Below are 15,227 nucleotides of genomic sequence, written 5' to 3' on the forward strand. Positions count from 1 at the left end.
TATGCCTCCAGGATCGCGCATGTGCCCGAGGAGTCAGACGCATGCGGGGCACCGACGTCAACCGGGCGGTTCGCTCATCAGACTGGAGCCGTGACGTGACCCCCGACGCGACCTCGACGCGCCTGCCCGGCATCGCCTGACGCCATGCCGACATCCAAGAAGATCGCTTTCGTCGCGAGCCCCACCGGGTATGCCCGCGAGGCCGCCGCCGCCCTGATGCGGCGCTACGATCACGTCTCTCCCGAGGAAGCGGATGTCGTGGTCGCGCTCGGCGGCGACGGGCTCATGCTGCAGGTGCTGCACCGTTTCATGGATCGGCCGAAACCGATCTACGGGATGAACCGCGGGACGGTCGGCTTCCTGATGAACGAGTTCCGGGATGACGATCTCCTGGAGCACCTGGAAGCCGCCCAGCGCAGCGTGATCCACCCGCTGGTGATGGACGTGACCGACACGGAGGGCCGCAGCCACCGGGCCCGGGCGATCAACGAGGTCTATCTGCTGCGCCAGACGCACCAGACGGCCAAGCTGAAGATCGCCGTGGACGGGCATGTGCGGCTGGACCTGCTGATCGCCGACGGCGTGCTGGTCGCAACGGCGGCCGGCTCGACCGCCTACAATCTCTCGGTCGGCGGCCCGATCCTGCCGCTCGACGCCAAGCTCCTGGCGCTGACCCCGATCTCGGCGTTCCGCCCCCGGCGCTGGCGCGGCGCCCTGCTGCCGGATTACGCGAAGATCCGGATCGACGTTCTCGACGCCCCACACCGCCCGGTGGCCGCAGTCGCCGACCACACCGAGTTCCGGCGGGTCTGTACGGTAGAGACCTCGCTGGACCGCGCCACAGAGCTCGTGCTGCTGCACGATCCCGGGCACAGCCTCGACGAGCGCATCCTGCGCGAGCAGTTCGGTTGAGCCCGGAGATCAGACCGGCGCGCGCCTCGGACCACGGGGCGATCGCCCGGATCATCGTACCGACCATACGAGAGGGTGAGACCTACGCGCTCGATCCTCGGCTCAGCGAGGTCGAGGCCGTCGCCTATTGGACCGGCGCGGATCGCGAAACTTTCGTCGCCGAACGGGACGGGGCGGTGCGCGGCACCTATTACCTGCGCGCCAATCAGGCGGGCGGCGGGGCCCATGTCGCCAATTGCGGCTTCATGACCGACCCGGCTGCAGCCGGTCTCGGCATCGGCAGGGCGATGGGCCTGCACGCCCTCGATCGGGCGCGCGAGCGCGGTTTCGCGGCGATGCAATTCAACTTCGTGATTTTGACGAACCTGCGGGCCGTTGCACTGTGGCAGAGCCTCGGGTTCGACATTGTCGGCCGACTTCCGGACGCATTCCGGCATCCGGGTCTCGGCTTGGTCGACGCACTGGTGATGTATCGCAAGCTTTGAACGACGAGCCGATCAGAGACGCGAGACAGCCACCAGCTCGCTCTCGCGAATCGCACGCTCGCCGGCTTCCGTACGGATCCGGTAGGAACGCTCGCCGGTCTGATCCTCGGGCATGAGACGAAGGATCTCGAACACCTCGCCGCCGCCCTTGTCGCCCGGTAGCCCGAGCTGCACCCGGCAGACGCGCTGGCCGATCTTGAATTTGTGGGTCATGCCAAGCTCCTGAGGCGGGGTCTCGAACGGGGCGCTCGAGGGCGGCCGACCGCATCGCGATCGGACCGGTCCCCAATGTCTTGATGCTCACGCGCCCGCGTGCCGGATCGGCAGCCGCTTCGGCGTTGAGACCTTACCGCTTCTTGGCCGCCTTGGCCTTGCGTGCAAGGTAGCGTGCATCGCGCTGGAGCTTCTGCTCGGCCTGGAGGGCCTTGGCACGCTCCTGGGCGGCGAGCTGCTCGGCAGCCTTGCGCTCGGCCTCGGCCTGACGCTCGGCCTCGGCCTGGGCGGCGGCACGCGCGAGGTCTGCCTCGCGCTGGGCGGCGCGCTCGGACGCGCGGGCCTCGCGGGCATCAACCACGGCGCGGCGCGCGGACTGGCGGGCGAGGACGGCCGGATCATCGGCAGTCGGGCGAGCCCGGAACCGGGCCAGCATCTCGGACCGCGCCTTGGCAGCGGCCTCCAGTCGATCGACGACGCCTTGCTTGTTCGGAAAGCTCACAGACACTCCTGAGTTGGGCGCGGCGGGCCGCCGTCACCCCGGGATCGAAAGCAGATACGAAGAAGCCGCTCCCTCGGGAGCGGCTTCAACACGGGCCGTCTAGCGGCGATCAGACCGTCTGAAGCTGGCCGGCCGACTCCTTGCCGCTGCGGCGGTCGGTTTCCAGCTCGTAAGAGACCTTCTGGCCCTCGTTCAGGCCACGCAGGCCGGCGCGCTCGACAGCCGAGACGTGAACGAACACGTCCTTGCCGCCGTCATCCGGCTGGATGAAGCCGTAGCCCTTGGTCTCGTTGAACCACTTGACGGTTCCGGTGCTCATGGAATTCCTCGATCTTCGCAGGCGTAGTGAGAAATGACATCCGCTCGTAAAAGCAAATGCCGGTATCGACCGATAGCGATAGGAAAGTCAGAACCGCCCTGCGAAGGCGTAACGGTCCAAGATATCCGGACACGTGCCGATGCGGCTGAGATAGACCCTCACCCGCGCATTGGCAAGTCCGCCGAACTATTTCCGCGCGGATCAGGATCGACGAGGCCGGCTTCGTTTCGACCGGCAGTGAACCGAGAGACGGCTGGAAGATGCACGCCTCCAGGCAGATGGCGGCCGCTGTCGAAGGGCCGCGTGGCCCGGCGTCCAGGCACTTCGGACCGTTTCCGCAGGCTGATCAGGCCGTCTGCAGGCGCAGCACCCCTTCGCCACGGCGATGGCCCACCGTCGTTACCGCCACCTCGCGGGCCGACCCTGCCGCGACGAGACCTGCCGCGAGAGCCGCCCCGAGCGGGGCGACGACCTCGAGGCCGTGCCCGATCACGTCGCCGAGCGCCCGGACGTCGGCACCCGGCGCGAGCCGCGTGAGCGCGTCCCGCTCCTCCTCGGTGATCACGGTGACGCCCGAGGCTCCGGACAGGACGCGGTCCGGGGCCGAGAGGCCGGCCTGCATCCAGAGCGCTTCGAGGCTGGCGGCGACGCTGCCGGGGACGCGCCGCGTGCGGTCGCTCGCGACACGGTCCAGCCGGGCGAGCGCCCGAGCCCCGCGAGCAGCCGCGTGTGCTTCCGATTCCAGCATCAGGAAGGCTGCGCAGCTCCCCAGGATGAAGCCGGACGCCGCCGCAGCCCGCTCGAAAACCGGACGGTACGGTGCACGGGCGAGGTAGCCGCCCATCTCGTGGACCACGAGCACGTCCGGCCGTTCCGCGCTGTAGGAGCCGCCGACCAGGATCGCGTCGATCTGCCCCGAAGCGATTCGCGCCTGCGCGATCCGCAGCGCATCCACGCCGGCCGCCTCCTCCCCCATGAAGGTCCGCGAGGCCCCCGTGACCCCGTGCACGATGGCGATGTTGCCGGCGAGCAGGTTCGAGAGCTGGGCGAGGAATAGCGTCGGCCGCAGGTCGTTCTGCAGCCGCTCATTGAGATAGGCGCCCGGATCGGCGGCATCGCGCAGACCCGTCAGGATCGCGCCATCGACGGCGTAGTCGCGCTCGCCCCCGCCCGCCGCGACGACGAGATGGAGCGCCTGCTTGAGGGCGGCATCGTCCTTCACGCCCGCGGAATCCAGGGCGAGGCCGGCGGCGTAGACACCCAGACGCTGCCACGCCTCCATCTGCCGCTGGTCGCTGCGCTTTGGGATCTGCTGGTCCCAGGTGATCGGCGGCGCCGGATGTACGCAATAGGGGGCGAACGTCTCGGTGTCGGTCCGGGGCGCCGCGCCGGCATCGAGGGCCGCGAGATGCGCGTCGATCCCTTCGCCCGCGCAGGAGACGAGGCCGAGGCCGGTGACGACGACCGGACGGCTCATGGCTGCGCCGGGTCCGCGAACAGGCCGATTGCCTGGGCCCGCGCGCGCATCGGCACGTCGAGCCCATCCGGGAACGGCATGGTGCGGAAGCGCAGTTCGGCGTCGCACAGCGCCGTCCCGGCATGGCTGATCGCCGCCTTCGTCACGGCGTAGCCCGAGCCGTCATGCTCCAGCGTCGCGGTCACGATCAGGTCCGCGCCAGGCCCGACGAAGGACCGGAACCGGGCCTTGTCCACGCCGGTGAGGAACGGCATCCGGGTGAAATCGAGATGGGCGAGCACGAGGTAGCCGGAGGCCTGCGCCATGGTCTCGGTCAGCAGCACCCCGGGGACCAGCGGATGGCCGGGGAAGTGTCCCTCGAAGACAGGGCTTTCCATCGGAACCCGAGCCAGCGCCTCGATCCGGCCGGCGGCCCGATCGAGGTGCCGGACGGAATCGATCATCTCGAAATATTCGAGGCGCATGGGGCGTCGGGCTCTGGCGCGTCAGACCTTGGCGGCCTTCTCGGCCACCAGGCCGTCGATGCGCGCGCACAGGTTCTTGAGGACGAAATACTGCTCGGCCGGGACCTTGCCCTCGTTGACTTCCTGGGTCCAGCGCTCGAGCGGCAGCTTGATCCCGAAAGCCTTGTCCACCGCGAAGGCGATGTCGAGGAACGCCAGGCTGTCGATGCCGAGGTCGTCGATGGCGTGGCTCTCCGGGGTGATCCTGTCCCGGGGGATGTCGGCGGTCTCGGCTATGATGTCGGCCACGCGCTGGAAGGTGGCGCTGCCGTGGGCGGGCTCGTCGGACATGTCTTCTCGCGGGCTGTTCGGTTTCCGGATCGGTCGGGCGGGGAGCCCCCCTCGACGCCGGGCGACCCGGCGCTCACGCCCCGCGCGGCCACCAATACGCGTACGGGGCCCGCTACGGGCCCGTCGGACGGCCGCGACCTCTACACGAGGGGGTCAGGGGCGGCAACCGCGGCGGTTCCCGGTGCGTTGCAGCGCTGGTTCGGGGTCGTGCACCGGATCGTGTGCGCGGACGCCCCCTGCGCCGCGACGAATTCGGCCTATGTGCGCGGCATCGGTTGCGCGGCGTCAGGAGACGAGACGGATGTTACCCACGGTCCAGCCCGTCACGGCTCCGGCCCATCCCGGCCCCCCACCGCCGCCGGAGCGGGCGCGCTCCCAGGGCGCGGCCCGGGTCGTGCTGGTGCTGGCGCTCTCGGCGCTCGGGCTCTGGATCCTGCACGGGTTCCTGCCGGCGCTGGCCTGGGCGGTGGTGCTGGCGATCGCGCTGTGGCCGCTCTACGCCCGCCTGGAGAGCCGCTTCCCACCGGGCCGGCACAATCTGCTGCTGCCGACCCTGATGACCACCGCGGTGGCCCTGGTGTTCCTCGCGCCCCTGGCGATCCTGGGGGTTCAGGCGGCACGCGAGGCCCACGACGTCGCCGAGTTCGTGCGCAACGCCGAGGCGAGCGGCATCCCGGCCCCCGAATTCCTGCAGCACCTGCCCTACGGCGCCGCACAGGCGACCGCGTGGTGGAACGACAATCTCGGGCACGCCCAGGCGGGATCCGACCTGCTGCACCGGTTCGACAACCACTCGGTGGTCGGCGCCTCACGGAACTTCGGACGCGAGGTGGTGCACCGGATCGTGCTGTTCGGTTTCAGCCTGGTCGCCTTGTTCTTCCTGTTCCGCGACTGGCGCACGATCACCGAGCAGGCCCGCTCCGCCTGCGACCGGCTGTTCGGCCCCCGGGGCGAGCGCGTCGCCCGGCAGATGGTGGCTTCGGTGCACGGGACCGTCGACGGCCTCGTTCTGGTCGGACTCGGCGAGGGCTTCATCCTCGGGGTGGTCTACTACTTCGCCGGGGTACCGCATCCGGTGCTGCTCGGGGCCTTCACGGCGGTGGCCGCCATGATCCCGTTCGGCGCGGCGCTCGCAATCGCGATCGCGGCGCTCCTCTTGGTGGCGGCGGGTTCGATGAAGGCCGCGGTCGTCGTGGCCGTGGCCGGATTCGTGGTCACGTTCGCGGCCGACCACTTCGTTCGGCCGGCGCTGATCGGGGGCACCACGAAGCTGCCGTTCCTGTGGGTGCTGCTCGGGATCCTGGGTGGCGTCGAGACTTTCGGGCTGCTCGGCCTGTTCGTCGGCCCGGCCGTCATGGCGGCGCTGGTCCTGCTCTGGCGGGAATTCACCGAGGGCCACGACAAGACGGCGTGATCGCGTCTACGGCGTCGCCGTGTCTCGAAGGCGTGCGGGCGCCGTTCGGGACGATGCCCTAATCAGCCGCGCTCGCACCGGCCGAGGCTTCCATGCGACGCCGGTCCTGGCGCCAATCGGCGGGCTTCTCGAAGGTCCCGGCCCAGAGGCCGCGCCGCGTCGCCCAGGCGTGGCCCTCCTGCGGGGTGTAGGCCACCGTGACCTGGCGGCTGGCCAAGGCATGGCCCTGGGCGACCATCCAGGCCGAGAGGTCCTCGCCATGCGCGCGGCAGACGCCCGCAATGCCGCTGACGGGCGTACCGTCGCGGCGCTCGCAGGTGACGACGCCGCTGCCGATATGGGCGGTCAGCGCCAGGGCGGCGTCGCGACCGCAGCGGTATTCCCGGCCGGTGACGGTCTGGCAGCTCTGCGCCGTCTCCGGCGCGTCGATCCCGTAGAGGTTGATGCGGGTGCCGTGCACCTCGATCGTGTCGCCGTCGATCACCGTCGCCGGTCCGCTGATCGTTCCGGCCGCGGCGGCGGGGGAACAGAGGAGCAAGAGGGCGAGCATCGATCTTGTCATTGGAAAGCTGTCCACGAAAGACCGGCAAGGATTTCTCGAAGGGCCCGGAATCGCCGGCCATTGTGGCGCTTTTGCCGGCTCAGCCATGCGCTTTGGGAAGAACCGGGCGTCCCGCGGAGCGCGCTCGACCGACCGTTACGCGAAGAGATTGCGAAAGCGTTGCCCCTCAGCTTCCACATTTCACGCGCAGGGACGGGCATCGAGCCGGCGATCCACCGACATCCGCGACGGTATGGGACCGGAATCCGGCGAACCGAACGTCAAGTCCGGTACTTGCCGCTCCGCTTGACCAGGACCCGGGTGCCGACCGGGACGCGCTCGTAGAGGTCGGCGATGTCCTCGTTGAGCATCCGGACGCAGCCCGACGACATCTGCTCGCCGATGCTCCAGGGCTCGTTGGTTCCGTGGATCCGGAACAGGATGTCGCGGTTGCCCTGGTAGAGGTACAGGGCCCGGGCGCCCAGCGGGTTGTCGACGCCGCCCTTGCGGGTGCGGGGCAGGTCGGGGTTGAGCGAGACCATCGTGACGGTCGGGCTCCAATCCGGCCAGACGCCCTTGCGGCCGACGCGCGCCTCACCCTTCCAGGAGAAGCCGGCCTTGCCGACGCCGACGCCGTACTGCATCGCGGTGCCGTCGGCCTGGACCAGGAGGAGCTGGCGCTGGTCGATGTCGACCAGGATCGTGCCGGGCTTCTCCGGACCGTTGTAGCTCACCTGCTGGCGGCGGTACTTCGGATCGAGGCGGGCGGTGTCGACCAGCGGGATGTCGAACGGCTTGTCGGCCTTCGTCCCGATGTACCAGGCCGATTCATCGTCCTGTGCGAGCTGGGACGGGCGGGTCTGGCAGGCGGCCAGCGGCGCGATCGCCACCACGGCGAGCAGAATTCGCGAGAGCAGGAGCCGGCGAATTCGGCTCCAGGCCGACAGGTGGGATGCGATCATGGGTCCTGACATGCGGGATACGGTCCAGGGCGCTATGCCTACCGTCTCCCCGTCTGCGACGATGTAGCTTTTGCGCCGCACGGACGCGCGAGCGCCCACTGCCACGGCCATGGTTGCGCCCTAATTCGGCGCGGAAGATCGCGGACCGGTACGGCCTTCGAACGGTCGCTACCGGTTCCTGGGCGACGACGGCGCCCCTGAGATCCGGCATCCGCGGAGGCACGACATGGCCGAGACCGAGACGCTTGCGACCGACGCGGCGGTCGTCCCCGGGGACCTTCTGCGCCCGGCCATCCACCTCGACCATTGCGTGATCCACGTCACCGACTGGTCGCGGTCCAACGCCTTCTACCGCGACGTGGTCGGCGCCGAGGTGATCGAGCGCGGGAGCGGCTTCGCCTACCGGTTCGGCGGCGTGCAGCTTAATTGCCACGGGCCGGGCGTGAAGGCGGAGCCGGTGGCGGCGCAACCCGTGCTCCCGGGGAACAGCGATCTGTGCTTCCGCTGGTCGGGCACGATCGAGGCCGCGATGGCGCATCTCGAGGCGGCCGGCGTGCCGGTGGAGCTGGGCCCGGTCGAGCGTCACGGCGCGGCAGGCCTCGGCCTCAGCGTCTACTTCCGCGACCCGGACGGCTCGCTCCTGGAATTCATCACCTATCCGACCGCGTGAGGTCAGCCCCGACTCTCAGCGAGCGCCTGGTTGGTCTGCTCCAGCCGCAGCGCCAGCACCCGCATCAGCGCAATGCTGATCTGGGGAAACTGCGCCAGCAGCTCCAGGAACACGCCGCGGTCGATCCGCAACGCCGTCACCGCCGTCTCCGCCGTCACCGTGGCGGAGCGGGGCTGGTCGGCCAGGATGCCCATCTCGCCGACCAGGGCGTCCTGCCCGAGCAGCGCCAGCCGGACCGGGCCGGCCGGCCCGTCGATGCTCACCTCGGCGCTGCCCATGAGGATCACGTAGGCGGCATCGGCCACGTCGCCCCGAGCGAAGAAGCGTTGGCCCGGCTCGAAATGCACGCGCTCGCTGGTGAAGGCCAGAAGCTTCAGGCGGGCCGGCTCCACCTCGCGGAACAGCGGCACCTGCCGCAGGGAGGAAACCTCGGTGTCGAGGGTCATGCACTGGCTCCGCGACGGGTGTCACGCCCTCGCGGGCATGGGTGGTACTGAGAGGGCCGGACCGGCCGACGACATATCCATGCGGTTCATCAAGCCCTTGTCCAGTCCCAGGCCCGACGCAATCCGCACGGTTCAGTACCTGATCGTCAGCCTACTGACGATTGCATGCGCTGGCCTGGCGAATCCCGGGACCGCCCAGGCGCGCCTGGTTCAGGCGGACCTCGCCCGGGTGGCGGCTGCCCCTGCGCCCGGCGCCCAGGCGCCGCTCTCCGTGCCGGTGACGGACGCGCGGACCGGGCGCACCACAACGCTGGGAGAGGCGCTGGGCGGGCGCGCCACCCTCCTGCTGCCGGTGGATTACACCTGCGGGAACGTCTGCGACCCGATGCTGTCCATGGCCGCCGACGCGCTGGCCGCTACCGGCCTCCCCGCGGACCAGTACGCGTGGGTGCTCGTCGGGATCGATCCCCGCGACGACGCCGCGGCCGCGCGTCGCATGCTGCAAGAGACGCTCGGGCCGCGCGCGGCCGGCGCCACGCCCCTGCTCGTCACCGATGCCGCCCTCGCCCGGCTGACCGGAGCACTCGGTTACACGGCCGTCTACGATCCCGGGACCGACAGCTTCGCCCATCCCGCCGCCGCAATGCTGCTGACCGGCGACGGCCGGGTGGCGCGGGTGCTCTCACCCCTGGCGCTGACCGGCCGGGACCTCCGGCTCGCCCTGACGGAAGCCGGAGAGGGGCAGGTCGGCAGCCTGGCCGACCGTCTGACGCTGCTGTGCTACGGCTACGATGCCGCACGCGGCCTCTACACGCCGCTGGTCCAGCGCATCCTGACCGTGGCCGGCCTTGCCACGATCCTGGGGATCGGCCTGCTGGTGTTCGGCCTGTCTCGCAGGACGCGGGCGGGGCCCGGCTGACGGGCGGCGCCTCAGCGCTTCGTCGAAAGCCCCTGCTCGCCCGGTGCCGGCGCCTCACGCTTCAGGCTGGCGTTGAGGTGCGGCGAATCGATCGGCTCCTCGCGGGTGGTCGGCGTCGGCGAATCCTCGGGGGCCGGCATCGGCGGGAGCGGCGGCGTATTCGGCTTCACGGCCGGCTCGGATCCGGCCGCGTCCTTGACCATGTTGCGGTTCGTCACTGGCGGAAACCTCTCCTCGAAAGCCTGCGGCGTGGGAACCGGGCGCGGCCGCGCGAGAGTAGGCCGGCCTTGGGCTGGTCGGCAGCGGGCGCCTGCGGAGAAACGCGCAGATCAACCGGGGACCAACGCCGCACTCAGCCCGCGGTTGCCGCCAAGCTTAGCTTTGCCAAACTTGGCCACGTCTCATGACAGGAACCTTGGTTATTGCTGAAGGTTGTTGCGGGGTGAAGCGAAGCCTGAGGAGGAACTGATGGCATCCGGAAATTCAACCTCGAAGCGGGGCTTTGCCTCGATGGACCTGTCGCGGCAGCGCGAGATCGCCAGCAAGGGCGGACGCAGCGTGCCGGCCGAGAAGCGCTCCTTCTCGCAGGACCGCGAACTGGCCTCGACGGCCGGTCGCAAGGGTGGGCAGTCCACGGGGACCGGCCGCGCCGAGTGACGCACCGGACCGAACGAGTCGCGTAACGGCGCCGCGTCCCCTGGACCGGCGCCGTCTTTTTTTGACCGACCGGCTCACGTCATCGCGGGAGCTCACACTGCGGCCCAGACACCAGAAAGCCCCGCCGGACGGACGGGGCTTTCTGGTGTCTGGAAGCGGACCAGCCAGGCTATCAGGAAATGCAGCGACCCGGAATCATGCGGCGGGCCTCGGGTCCGACCAAGGAGCTGAGCGCGGTCTCGCACCCCTCGCGGACCAGACGGCGCGGCTGCTGCGGCTGCTTCAGGAGCGGCCGGATGCCGATTTCCTGCCCCTCCTCGGCGACCGGGCCCGAACGGCTGTCGACGCGCTGTACCCCGGCGACCCGAGTCGGGCTGAGAGCCAGGGAGGCCGGGCGCATGCCGGGAAGCGGCGCCTGAACGGCGGCCGCCGCGGTCAGCACCGGCGGCGTCCAGCGGTCGGCGGTCTCCCGCACCACCGGCTGAATCAGCACGGTGAGAAGAGCCGCGGGAGCACTCACGCCCAGAATGAAACCCGACCGCAGCATCGCCCCGACCTCATCATGAGAGCTTGACAGGATGTTTCCACAACGCGGCGTGCAATTGCAGGTTCCACAACTATCCCGTCCATGTGGGCACTGAGTATTCGTTCGCGTTCAAGCCGTTGGTGCGACGGCGCACCGGCGTCATCCACAACCGTCCCCTGTGCGGAAAAAGTCACGCTTGCTTAAAAAGCGCATTGTCCGGAACCTCCCGGCCCGGCGCTCGTTCTCACGACACCCGGCCACCTGGTCCTCCCCGCATTCCCCTTGTGCATCGGCCGGAACCTCTTCGACGGGCTGGAGCCATCTCCAGCCCGTTTTTTTGCACGCCGCAGGTCAGGGGCACCGCGAGGGACACCGCAAACTAAAACCCCGGCTTTCGCCGGGGCTTGTTCGGGACAGTCCTGAGGGCCGAGCCCGGAGACGGCGGACCGCCCCCGGTTACTGCAGAGAACCGACTTTCGTGGTCACGCCGACTTGGCTTCCCGGCGGCGCGCCGTCTGCTGGAAGAACAGCGCCTGGCTGATCACCGCGGAGACGTTCGCCGGCTGGAACGGCTTGGCGATGAGGAAGGCCGGCTCGGGCCGCTCACCCGTGAGGAAGCGCTCCGGATACGCGGTGATGAAGATCACCGGCACTTCGAAGGTTTTCAGCAGGTCGTTCACCGCGTCGAGGCCCGAGGAGCCGTCGGCGAGCTGGATGTCGGCCAGGATCAGGCCGGGACGCTTGCCGTCGCTGGCGATCTTGATCGCCTCGGTGCGGGTGCGGGCGACACCGATGACGTTGTGGCCGAGGCCTTCCACCAAGGCCTCGAGGTCCATGGCGATCAGCGGCTCGTCCTCGATGATGAGGATCTCGGTGGCCATGTCGGCGGCGAGCTCGCGGCCGGCCTCGTCCACCAGGTCGCGGACCTCGGAGACGTCCACGGCCAGGATGATCGCGGCGTCCTCTTCCGAGAAGCCTTCGAGGCAGGAGAGCAGGAAGGCCTGGCGCGGCAGCGGCGTGATCTGGCCGAGGCGGACTTCGGCGGGGAGGTCGTGCTGGACCTGCTCGCTGCGTCCGTTCACCGACAGGGAGTTCCAGATCCGGGTGAACACCCGGAACAGGTCGGCCTTGATGTTGGTGCTGCGGCCGAGCGTATCCGGCTCGTTGACGAGGGTTTCCAGGGTGGCCGCGACATAGGCGTCGCCCGCCACTTGGCTCCCCGTGAGCGCCCGAGCGTAGCGGCGCAGGTACGGCAGGTGCTGTACCACGAGTTGCGATGTCGACATTCGATCCCCTGTGCCTCGCCGTGTTGCCCGGCCGCGATGCCTCGGTCCGCGACCGAGGCCGTGCCGGGGCCGGCTTGTATCCTGCGCAGCCTACCGCCCAACGCGGCGGCCCGCACTCCGTTCCGCCCCCAGCGGAACCGATCCGGCGGGCGGGCGTTGCAGCCGCAGCCATGGCGTATGTCGAGCCGCAGTACAATGCGGCCCAGCGGACTTCGGCAATAAGGGGCGTGTGGATGGCGGATCAGGGTAAGGATGCAGCCCCCAATGCGGGCGATCCATATACTGGCACCGCCGCAGAACCCACGGCACCGTCCGAAGCGCGCCAATCCGGGGCTTCCCGGGGCATCGCGACATCCGCTGGTGCGCGCTCCGACGGGAGCGGCCTGAGCGACCAGACCCGCAACCGCATCGCCGCTCAGTTGCGCGCGATGTACGATACCGTCGCCCTGCAACCCGTGCCCGACCGGTTTGCCGAACTCATCGCCAAGCTGGACGGCGGTGAGCGCGAGAAAACCTGAGCGGTGGAAGTCTTCAGCGACGGAAGACTTGAGCTTGGAAGGCTCGGGCGGCACCGGTGGACCCTGTGGATCCTGATGTCGCCGCGATGAAAAAGCCGCCGTTTGGGACGGCGGCTTTTCCCAAGTCCATTGCCAGCCCGGCGCCAGCGCCGGCCTCTACGATGGCTTTAAAGCGTCGGGGAACGGCCACGCATCAGGCCGACAACGGCCGAGATCGCGAACAGGACGATCGCCACGAAGAACACAAGCTTGGCAGCTTCCATGGCGGTGCCGGCAATACCACCGAAACCGAGCAGAGCGGCGACCAGAGCCACGACGAGGAAAGTTACGGCCCAACCGAGCATTGTGCGTATCCTTTGAAAGGTCCGGCGCGGGCGGCCGCGTCGTTCTGGACTCCAAAACGCCAAGGTTTGGTTCTGGTTCCGCGCACTTGACAAAGCCCACCGGTTTCGTCTCGCTGGCGAACCGCCCCGCGACGATTGGGTGACGGAACGGGAGTCAGACGGTCGCGTTCGCTGTTAGGTCACTAGGTCCGAACCGGGATCCGAGATGCTGCAAGCTGCAAAGAGAGCCGTTCGATCCAAGCTCGCCGCCCTGGCGGCGCGTGTCACCGAGATTGTCGATGGTGCCGCAGATGCGGCGCGCGCGGCTGCCCTCGGCCTCGGCGTGGCGCCGGCCCCCGTACCGGTCCCCGTTCGCGTCCGGTCCGGGCGTTCGCACCGCGCGGGGTGACGTCCCGCATGTCCTGAGGTACGGCTCCCTCCGGGACCGTTGTCCTCAGGGAAAGCCCCCTGGCCGCTGCGCCCGATTGCGCGGCGATCGCGCGCAGCCGTAGAACCACCGCCGGCACGGGACGGGGTGGCGATGACGGTCGAAGACGAGGGCGGGCCGCGTGTCGAGCGGTCCCTGCCCGAAAGCGGGCGCATGAAGCGCGTAGCCCCGCTGATCCGGCGGCGGATCGCCCCGAACGGAGGCCCCTTCACGGCAACCGGCACCTGCACCTACGTGGTGGGCCAGGATCGCGTGGCGGTGATCGATCCCGGCCCTGACGATCCCAGCCACATCGCGGCGCTCCTGGACGACCTCGGCACCGAGCGCGTCGAGGCGATCGTGGTGACCCACACCCATCGCGATCATTCGCCGGGCGCCCGCCTGCTGGCCGCCCGGACCGGGGCGCCGATCGTCGGCTGCGGCCCGCACCGGGCCGCCCGCGCCTTGGCGGAGGGCGAGGCGCCGATGCTCGATGCCAGCTCGGACGCGGCGCACGCGCCGGCGCGCATCCTGGCGGAGGGCGACGCCGTATCCGGTCCCGGCTGGACCCTCGTGGCCGTGGAGACCCCCGGCCACACGATGAACCACCTCGCCTTCGCGCTGCCCGAGGCGGAATCCCTGTTCTCGGGCGACCACGTCATGGCCTGGAACACCACGATCGTCGCCCCCCCGGACGGGGAGATGCGGGCCTACATGGCCTCTCTGGAGAAGCTGCGCGGGCGCGGCGAGACGATCTACTGGCCCGGCCATGGCGGCCCGGTCCGCGAGCCCGCGCGGCTCGTCCGCTGCCTGATCGGCCACCGTCGCCAGCGGGAGGCAGCGATCCGCGCCCGGCTGGTCGCCGGGGACACCCGCATCCCGGAGGTGGTGGCGGCGATCTACCAGGGGCTCGATCCGCGGCTGCGGGGCGCGGCCGCCCTGTCGGTGTTCGCCCATCTCGAGGATCTGGTCGGGCGCGGGCTGGTCGCCTGCGACGGGCCGCCGCGGCTTGATGCGACCTACGTGCCCGCCTGACCCTACTTCACCGCCAGCGCGAGGTTGGCGACGTCGTCGAGATAGGCGCGGATCCGGTCGGCGTTAGTGCCGAAGTCACGCCCGCCGAGCCGCGAGGCCGAGCGCACGTCGATCCGGGCGCCGTCGGCCCGGGGGCGGATCCGCACAGTCACGTCGTCGGGCAGGTTCAGGATGAGGCCCCGGGCCACGGCCTCGATCCGCCCGTTGCCGGTGCGTCCCCCGGGACGGATCGCCTCGACGATCTGCCAATGCCGGTTGAGGGCCGCCTTGCGAGCCAGCTCGAACGCCTCTTCGGCACCGATGTCGAGGGTCAGCGGGGCGATCTGCGGGTAGGCGGCGCGCTGGCGCTCGCGGATTGCCGGGCCGGGATCGGCCGGGTAGCGCCCACCCCGGGCCGCGAAGGCGGCGCGCGAGCGCGAGAAGGCCGGCGGGTTGTCGATATCGGTGGTGATGTCCGACAGGACCGGCAGGCGCAGGCCGCGCACGCCCAGATAGGCCGGGTAGCCCAGCAGAAGGATCGCTAGCACCAGGCCGGCCAGCGCGGCGCCCAGGCCGCGCGCGCCCTCGCGCCAGACATGCACGAACGCGAAGACGGCCGCCACCGCCGCGGCCAGGGCGACGCACAGCCCGGCCGCGAGCGCCACCAGCGCCGCGTCGGTGTCGGCGCGCGGGTCCCGCACCAGGATCAGGGCGAGACCGGTGGCGAGGATCGAGAACACCGCGAGCTGCCGCGACAGCGGCCCGGCTCGGGTGACGGGATCCTCGATAAGCTGGCGGCGCATGGGGGTCACGGAGGGGTTC

22 protein-coding genes are annotated in these 15,227 nt (G+C 70.0%); 8 read left to right on the top strand and 14 right to left on the bottom strand.

From position 1 onward, the window contains the following. The first annotated feature begins 144 nt into the window (after positions 1–144). Together FV242_RS23495 and FV242_RS23500 are read left to right on the top strand one after the other, a co-directional pair. A complete protein-coding gene (locus FV242_RS23495) occupies positions 145–912 on the top strand; it encodes an NAD kinase (protein WP_147907524.1) in 768 nt (255 codons plus the stop codon). Further along, a complete protein-coding gene (locus FV242_RS23500) occupies positions 909–1,397 on the top strand; it encodes a GNAT family N-acetyltransferase (protein ID WP_147940620.1) in 489 nt (162 codons plus the stop codon). The genes FV242_RS23495 and FV242_RS23500 overlap by 4 nt, the downstream gene beginning before the upstream one ends. A 12-nt stretch (positions 1,398–1,409) precedes the next feature. On the opposite strand, the gene FV242_RS23505 is transcribed toward FV242_RS23500, so the two are convergent. The 6 genes from FV242_RS23505 to FV242_RS23530 form a co-directional block, all read right to left on the bottom strand. Further along, the gene (locus tag FV242_RS23505) at positions 1,410–1,610 is read right to left on the bottom strand and encodes a hypothetical protein (RefSeq protein WP_147907526.1); all 201 of its coding nucleotides are present in this window, start codon (positions 1,608–1,610) and stop codon (positions 1,410–1,412) included. Between the two features lie 133 nt (positions 1,611–1,743). After that, a complete protein-coding gene (locus FV242_RS23510; RefSeq protein WP_147898657.1) occupies positions 1,744–2,112 on the bottom strand; it encodes a DUF6481 family protein in 369 nt (122 codons plus the stop codon). A 109-nt stretch (positions 2,113–2,221) separates the two neighbouring features. After that, positions 2,222–2,431: a cold-shock protein gene (locus FV242_RS23515; protein ID WP_007568877.1), complete on the bottom strand. Its 210-nt coding sequence runs from the start codon at positions 2,429–2,431 to the stop codon at positions 2,222–2,224. Positions 2,432–2,777: 346 nt separating this feature from the next. Further along, the gene (locus tag FV242_RS23520) at positions 2,778–3,908 is read right to left on the bottom strand and encodes a beta-ketoacyl-ACP synthase (RefSeq protein ID WP_147940621.1); all 1,131 of its coding nucleotides are present in this window, start codon (positions 3,906–3,908) and stop codon (positions 2,778–2,780) included. Next, positions 3,905–4,372, bottom strand: coding sequence for a 3-hydroxyacyl-ACP dehydratase FabZ family protein (locus tag FV242_RS23525; protein WP_147907528.1), 468 nt, complete (start codon positions 4,370–4,372; stop codon positions 3,905–3,907). The genes FV242_RS23520 and FV242_RS23525 overlap by 4 nt, the downstream gene beginning before the upstream one ends. A 21-nt stretch (positions 4,373–4,393) precedes the next feature. Beyond that, a complete protein-coding gene (locus FV242_RS23530) occupies positions 4,394–4,702 on the bottom strand; it encodes an acyl carrier protein (protein WP_147856187.1) in 309 nt (102 codons plus the stop codon). Between the two features lie 301 nt (positions 4,703–5,003). Between FV242_RS23530 and FV242_RS23535 the strand changes: the two genes are divergently transcribed. After that, positions 5,004–6,116 (top strand): AI-2E family transporter, encoded by a 1,113-nt coding sequence (locus FV242_RS23535; RefSeq protein ID WP_147940622.1) that lies wholly within the window; start codon positions 5,004–5,006, stop codon positions 6,114–6,116. 58 nt (positions 6,117–6,174) lie between these two features. Here FV242_RS23535 and FV242_RS23540 read toward each other — a convergent pair whose 3' ends face one another. Continuing rightward, positions 6,175–6,666, bottom strand: coding sequence for a thermonuclease family protein (locus FV242_RS23540; protein WP_246692175.1), 492 nt, complete (start codon positions 6,664–6,666; stop codon positions 6,175–6,177). Positions 6,667–6,938: 272 nt separating this feature from the next. Beyond that, positions 6,939–7,619, bottom strand: a complete 681-nt coding sequence (locus FV242_RS23545) for a L,D-transpeptidase (RefSeq protein WP_147907530.1) — start codon at positions 7,617–7,619, stop codon at positions 6,939–6,941. 226 nt (positions 7,620–7,845) lie between these two features. On the opposite strand from FV242_RS23545, the gene FV242_RS23550 reads away from it, so the two are divergent. Further along, on the top strand, positions 7,846–8,289 hold the full coding sequence (locus tag FV242_RS23550; RefSeq protein ID WP_147907531.1) for a VOC family protein: 444 nt from the start codon (positions 7,846–7,848) through the stop codon (positions 8,287–8,289). 2 nt (positions 8,290–8,291) lie between these two features. On the opposite strand, the gene FV242_RS23555 is transcribed toward FV242_RS23550, so the two are convergent. Continuing rightward, on the bottom strand, positions 8,292–8,735 hold the full coding sequence (locus FV242_RS23555) for a cyclic nucleotide-binding domain-containing protein (protein WP_147855109.1): 444 nt from the start codon (positions 8,733–8,735) through the stop codon (positions 8,292–8,294). A 79-nt stretch (positions 8,736–8,814) separates the two neighbouring features. On the opposite strand from FV242_RS23555, the gene FV242_RS23560 reads away from it, so the two are divergent. After that, positions 8,815–9,654, top strand: a complete 840-nt coding sequence (locus FV242_RS23560) for an SCO family protein (RefSeq protein ID WP_187278531.1) — start codon at positions 8,815–8,817, stop codon at positions 9,652–9,654. A gap of 11 nt (positions 9,655–9,665) precedes the next feature. On the opposite strand, the gene FV242_RS23565 is transcribed toward FV242_RS23560, so the two are convergent. Further along, the gene (locus FV242_RS23565; RefSeq protein ID WP_147907532.1) at positions 9,666–9,872 is read right to left on the bottom strand and encodes a hypothetical protein; all 207 of its coding nucleotides are present in this window, start codon (positions 9,870–9,872) and stop codon (positions 9,666–9,668) included. A gap of 250 nt (positions 9,873–10,122) precedes the next feature. On the opposite strand from FV242_RS23565, the gene FV242_RS23570 reads away from it, so the two are divergent. Continuing rightward, entirely contained in the window at positions 10,123–10,311 is a 189-nt protein-coding gene (locus FV242_RS23570) for a general stress protein (protein ID WP_147907533.1), read from the top strand. 172 nt (positions 10,312–10,483) lie between these two features. On the opposite strand, the gene FV242_RS23575 is transcribed toward FV242_RS23570, so the two are convergent. Next, positions 10,484–10,858 (bottom strand): hypothetical protein, encoded by a 375-nt coding sequence (locus tag FV242_RS23575; RefSeq protein ID WP_147940623.1) that lies wholly within the window; start codon positions 10,856–10,858, stop codon positions 10,484–10,486. A gap of 461 nt (positions 10,859–11,319) precedes the next feature. Then, the gene (locus FV242_RS23580; RefSeq protein WP_147907535.1) at positions 11,320–12,123 is read right to left on the bottom strand and encodes a response regulator; all 804 of its coding nucleotides are present in this window, start codon (positions 12,121–12,123) and stop codon (positions 11,320–11,322) included. A 170-nt stretch (positions 12,124–12,293) separates the two neighbouring features. On the opposite strand from FV242_RS23580, the gene FV242_RS23585 reads away from it, so the two are divergent. Next, positions 12,294–12,641 (top strand): NepR family anti-sigma factor, encoded by a 348-nt coding sequence (locus FV242_RS23585; RefSeq protein ID WP_246692840.1) that lies wholly within the window; start codon positions 12,294–12,296, stop codon positions 12,639–12,641. A 167-nt stretch (positions 12,642–12,808) separates the two neighbouring features. On the opposite strand, the gene FV242_RS23590 is transcribed toward FV242_RS23585, so the two are convergent. Beyond that, positions 12,809–12,985 carry a DUF1328 domain-containing protein gene (locus FV242_RS23590; RefSeq protein WP_007568853.1) on the bottom strand — a complete coding sequence of 59 codons (177 nt, stop codon included), beginning with the start codon at positions 12,983–12,985 and terminating at the stop codon, positions 12,809–12,811. Between the two features lie 520 nt (positions 12,986–13,505). Here FV242_RS23590 and FV242_RS23600 point away from each other — a divergent pair. After that, the gene (locus FV242_RS23600; RefSeq protein WP_147940624.1) at positions 13,506–14,426 is read left to right on the top strand and encodes an MBL fold metallo-hydrolase; all 921 of its coding nucleotides are present in this window, start codon (positions 13,506–13,508) and stop codon (positions 14,424–14,426) included. A gap of 2 nt (positions 14,427–14,428) precedes the next feature. Here the strand turns inward: FV242_RS23600 and FV242_RS23605 are convergent, their stop codons facing one another. After that, positions 14,429–15,208 carry a DUF1499 domain-containing protein gene (locus FV242_RS23605; protein ID WP_147940625.1) on the bottom strand — a complete coding sequence of 260 codons (780 nt, stop codon included), beginning with the start codon at positions 15,206–15,208 and terminating at the stop codon, positions 14,429–14,431. Positions 15,209–15,227 lie beyond the last annotated feature (19 nt).

The sequence above is a fragment of the Methylobacterium sp. WL64 genome, assembly GCF_008039945.1.
Lineage (GTDB): Bacteria > Pseudomonadota > Alphaproteobacteria > Rhizobiales > Beijerinckiaceae > Methylobacterium.

Bases quoted from the DNA above. Each gene is read 5' to 3' on its own strand.
- FV242_RS23495 (WP_147907524.1), top strand. From the start codon at position 145: ATGCCGACATCCAAGAAGATCGCTTTCGTCGCGAGCCCCACCGGGTAT.
- FV242_RS23505 (WP_147907526.1), bottom strand. From the start codon at position 1,610: ATGACCCACAAATTCAAGATCGGCCAGCGCGTCTGCCGGGTGCAGCTC.
- FV242_RS23515 (WP_007568877.1), bottom strand. From the start codon at position 2,431: ATGAGCACCGGAACCGTCAAGTGGTTCAACGAGACCAAGGGCTACGGC.
- FV242_RS23520 (WP_147940621.1), bottom strand. From the start codon at position 3,908: ATGAGCCGTCCGGTCGTCGTCACCGGCCTCGGCCTCGTCTCCTGCGCG.
- FV242_RS23525 (WP_147907528.1), bottom strand. From the start codon at position 4,372: ATGCGCCTCGAATATTTCGAGATGATCGATTCCGTCCGGCACCTCGAT.
- FV242_RS23530 (WP_147856187.1), bottom strand. From the start codon at position 4,702: ATGTCCGACGAGCCCGCCCACGGCAGCGCCACCTTCCAGCGCGTGGCC.
- FV242_RS23535 (WP_147940622.1), top strand. From the start codon at position 5,004: ATGTTACCCACGGTCCAGCCCGTCACGGCTCCGGCCCATCCCGGCCCC.
- FV242_RS23540 (WP_246692175.1), bottom strand. From the start codon at position 6,666: ATGCTCGCCCTCTTGCTCCTCTGTTCCCCCGCCGCCGCGGCCGGAACG.
- FV242_RS23545 (WP_147907530.1), bottom strand. From the start codon at position 7,619: ATGATCGCATCCCACCTGTCGGCCTGGAGCCGAATTCGCCGGCTCCTG.
- FV242_RS23550 (WP_147907531.1), top strand. From the start codon at position 7,846: ATGGCCGAGACCGAGACGCTTGCGACCGACGCGGCGGTCGTCCCCGGG.
- FV242_RS23555 (WP_147855109.1), bottom strand. From the start codon at position 8,735: ATGACCCTCGACACCGAGGTTTCCTCCCTGCGGCAGGTGCCGCTGTTC.
- FV242_RS23560 (WP_187278531.1), top strand. From the start codon at position 8,815: ATGCGGTTCATCAAGCCCTTGTCCAGTCCCAGGCCCGACGCAATCCGC.
- FV242_RS23570 (WP_147907533.1), top strand. From the start codon at position 10,123: ATGGCATCCGGAAATTCAACCTCGAAGCGGGGCTTTGCCTCGATGGAC.
- FV242_RS23575 (WP_147940623.1), bottom strand. From the start codon at position 10,858: ATGCTGCGGTCGGGTTTCATTCTGGGCGTGAGTGCTCCCGCGGCTCTT.
- FV242_RS23580 (WP_147907535.1), bottom strand. From the start codon at position 12,123: ATGTCGACATCGCAACTCGTGGTACAGCACCTGCCGTACCTGCGCCGC.
- FV242_RS23585 (WP_246692840.1), top strand. From the start codon at position 12,294: ATGGCGTATGTCGAGCCGCAGTACAATGCGGCCCAGCGGACTTCGGCA.
- FV242_RS23590 (WP_007568853.1), bottom strand. From the start codon at position 12,985: ATGCTCGGTTGGGCCGTAACTTTCCTCGTCGTGGCTCTGGTCGCCGCT.
- FV242_RS23600 (WP_147940624.1), top strand. From the start codon at position 13,506: ATGACGGTCGAAGACGAGGGCGGGCCGCGTGTCGAGCGGTCCCTGCCC.
- FV242_RS23605 (WP_147940625.1), bottom strand. From the start codon at position 15,208: ATGCGCCGCCAGCTTATCGAGGATCCCGTCACCCGAGCCGGGCCGCTG.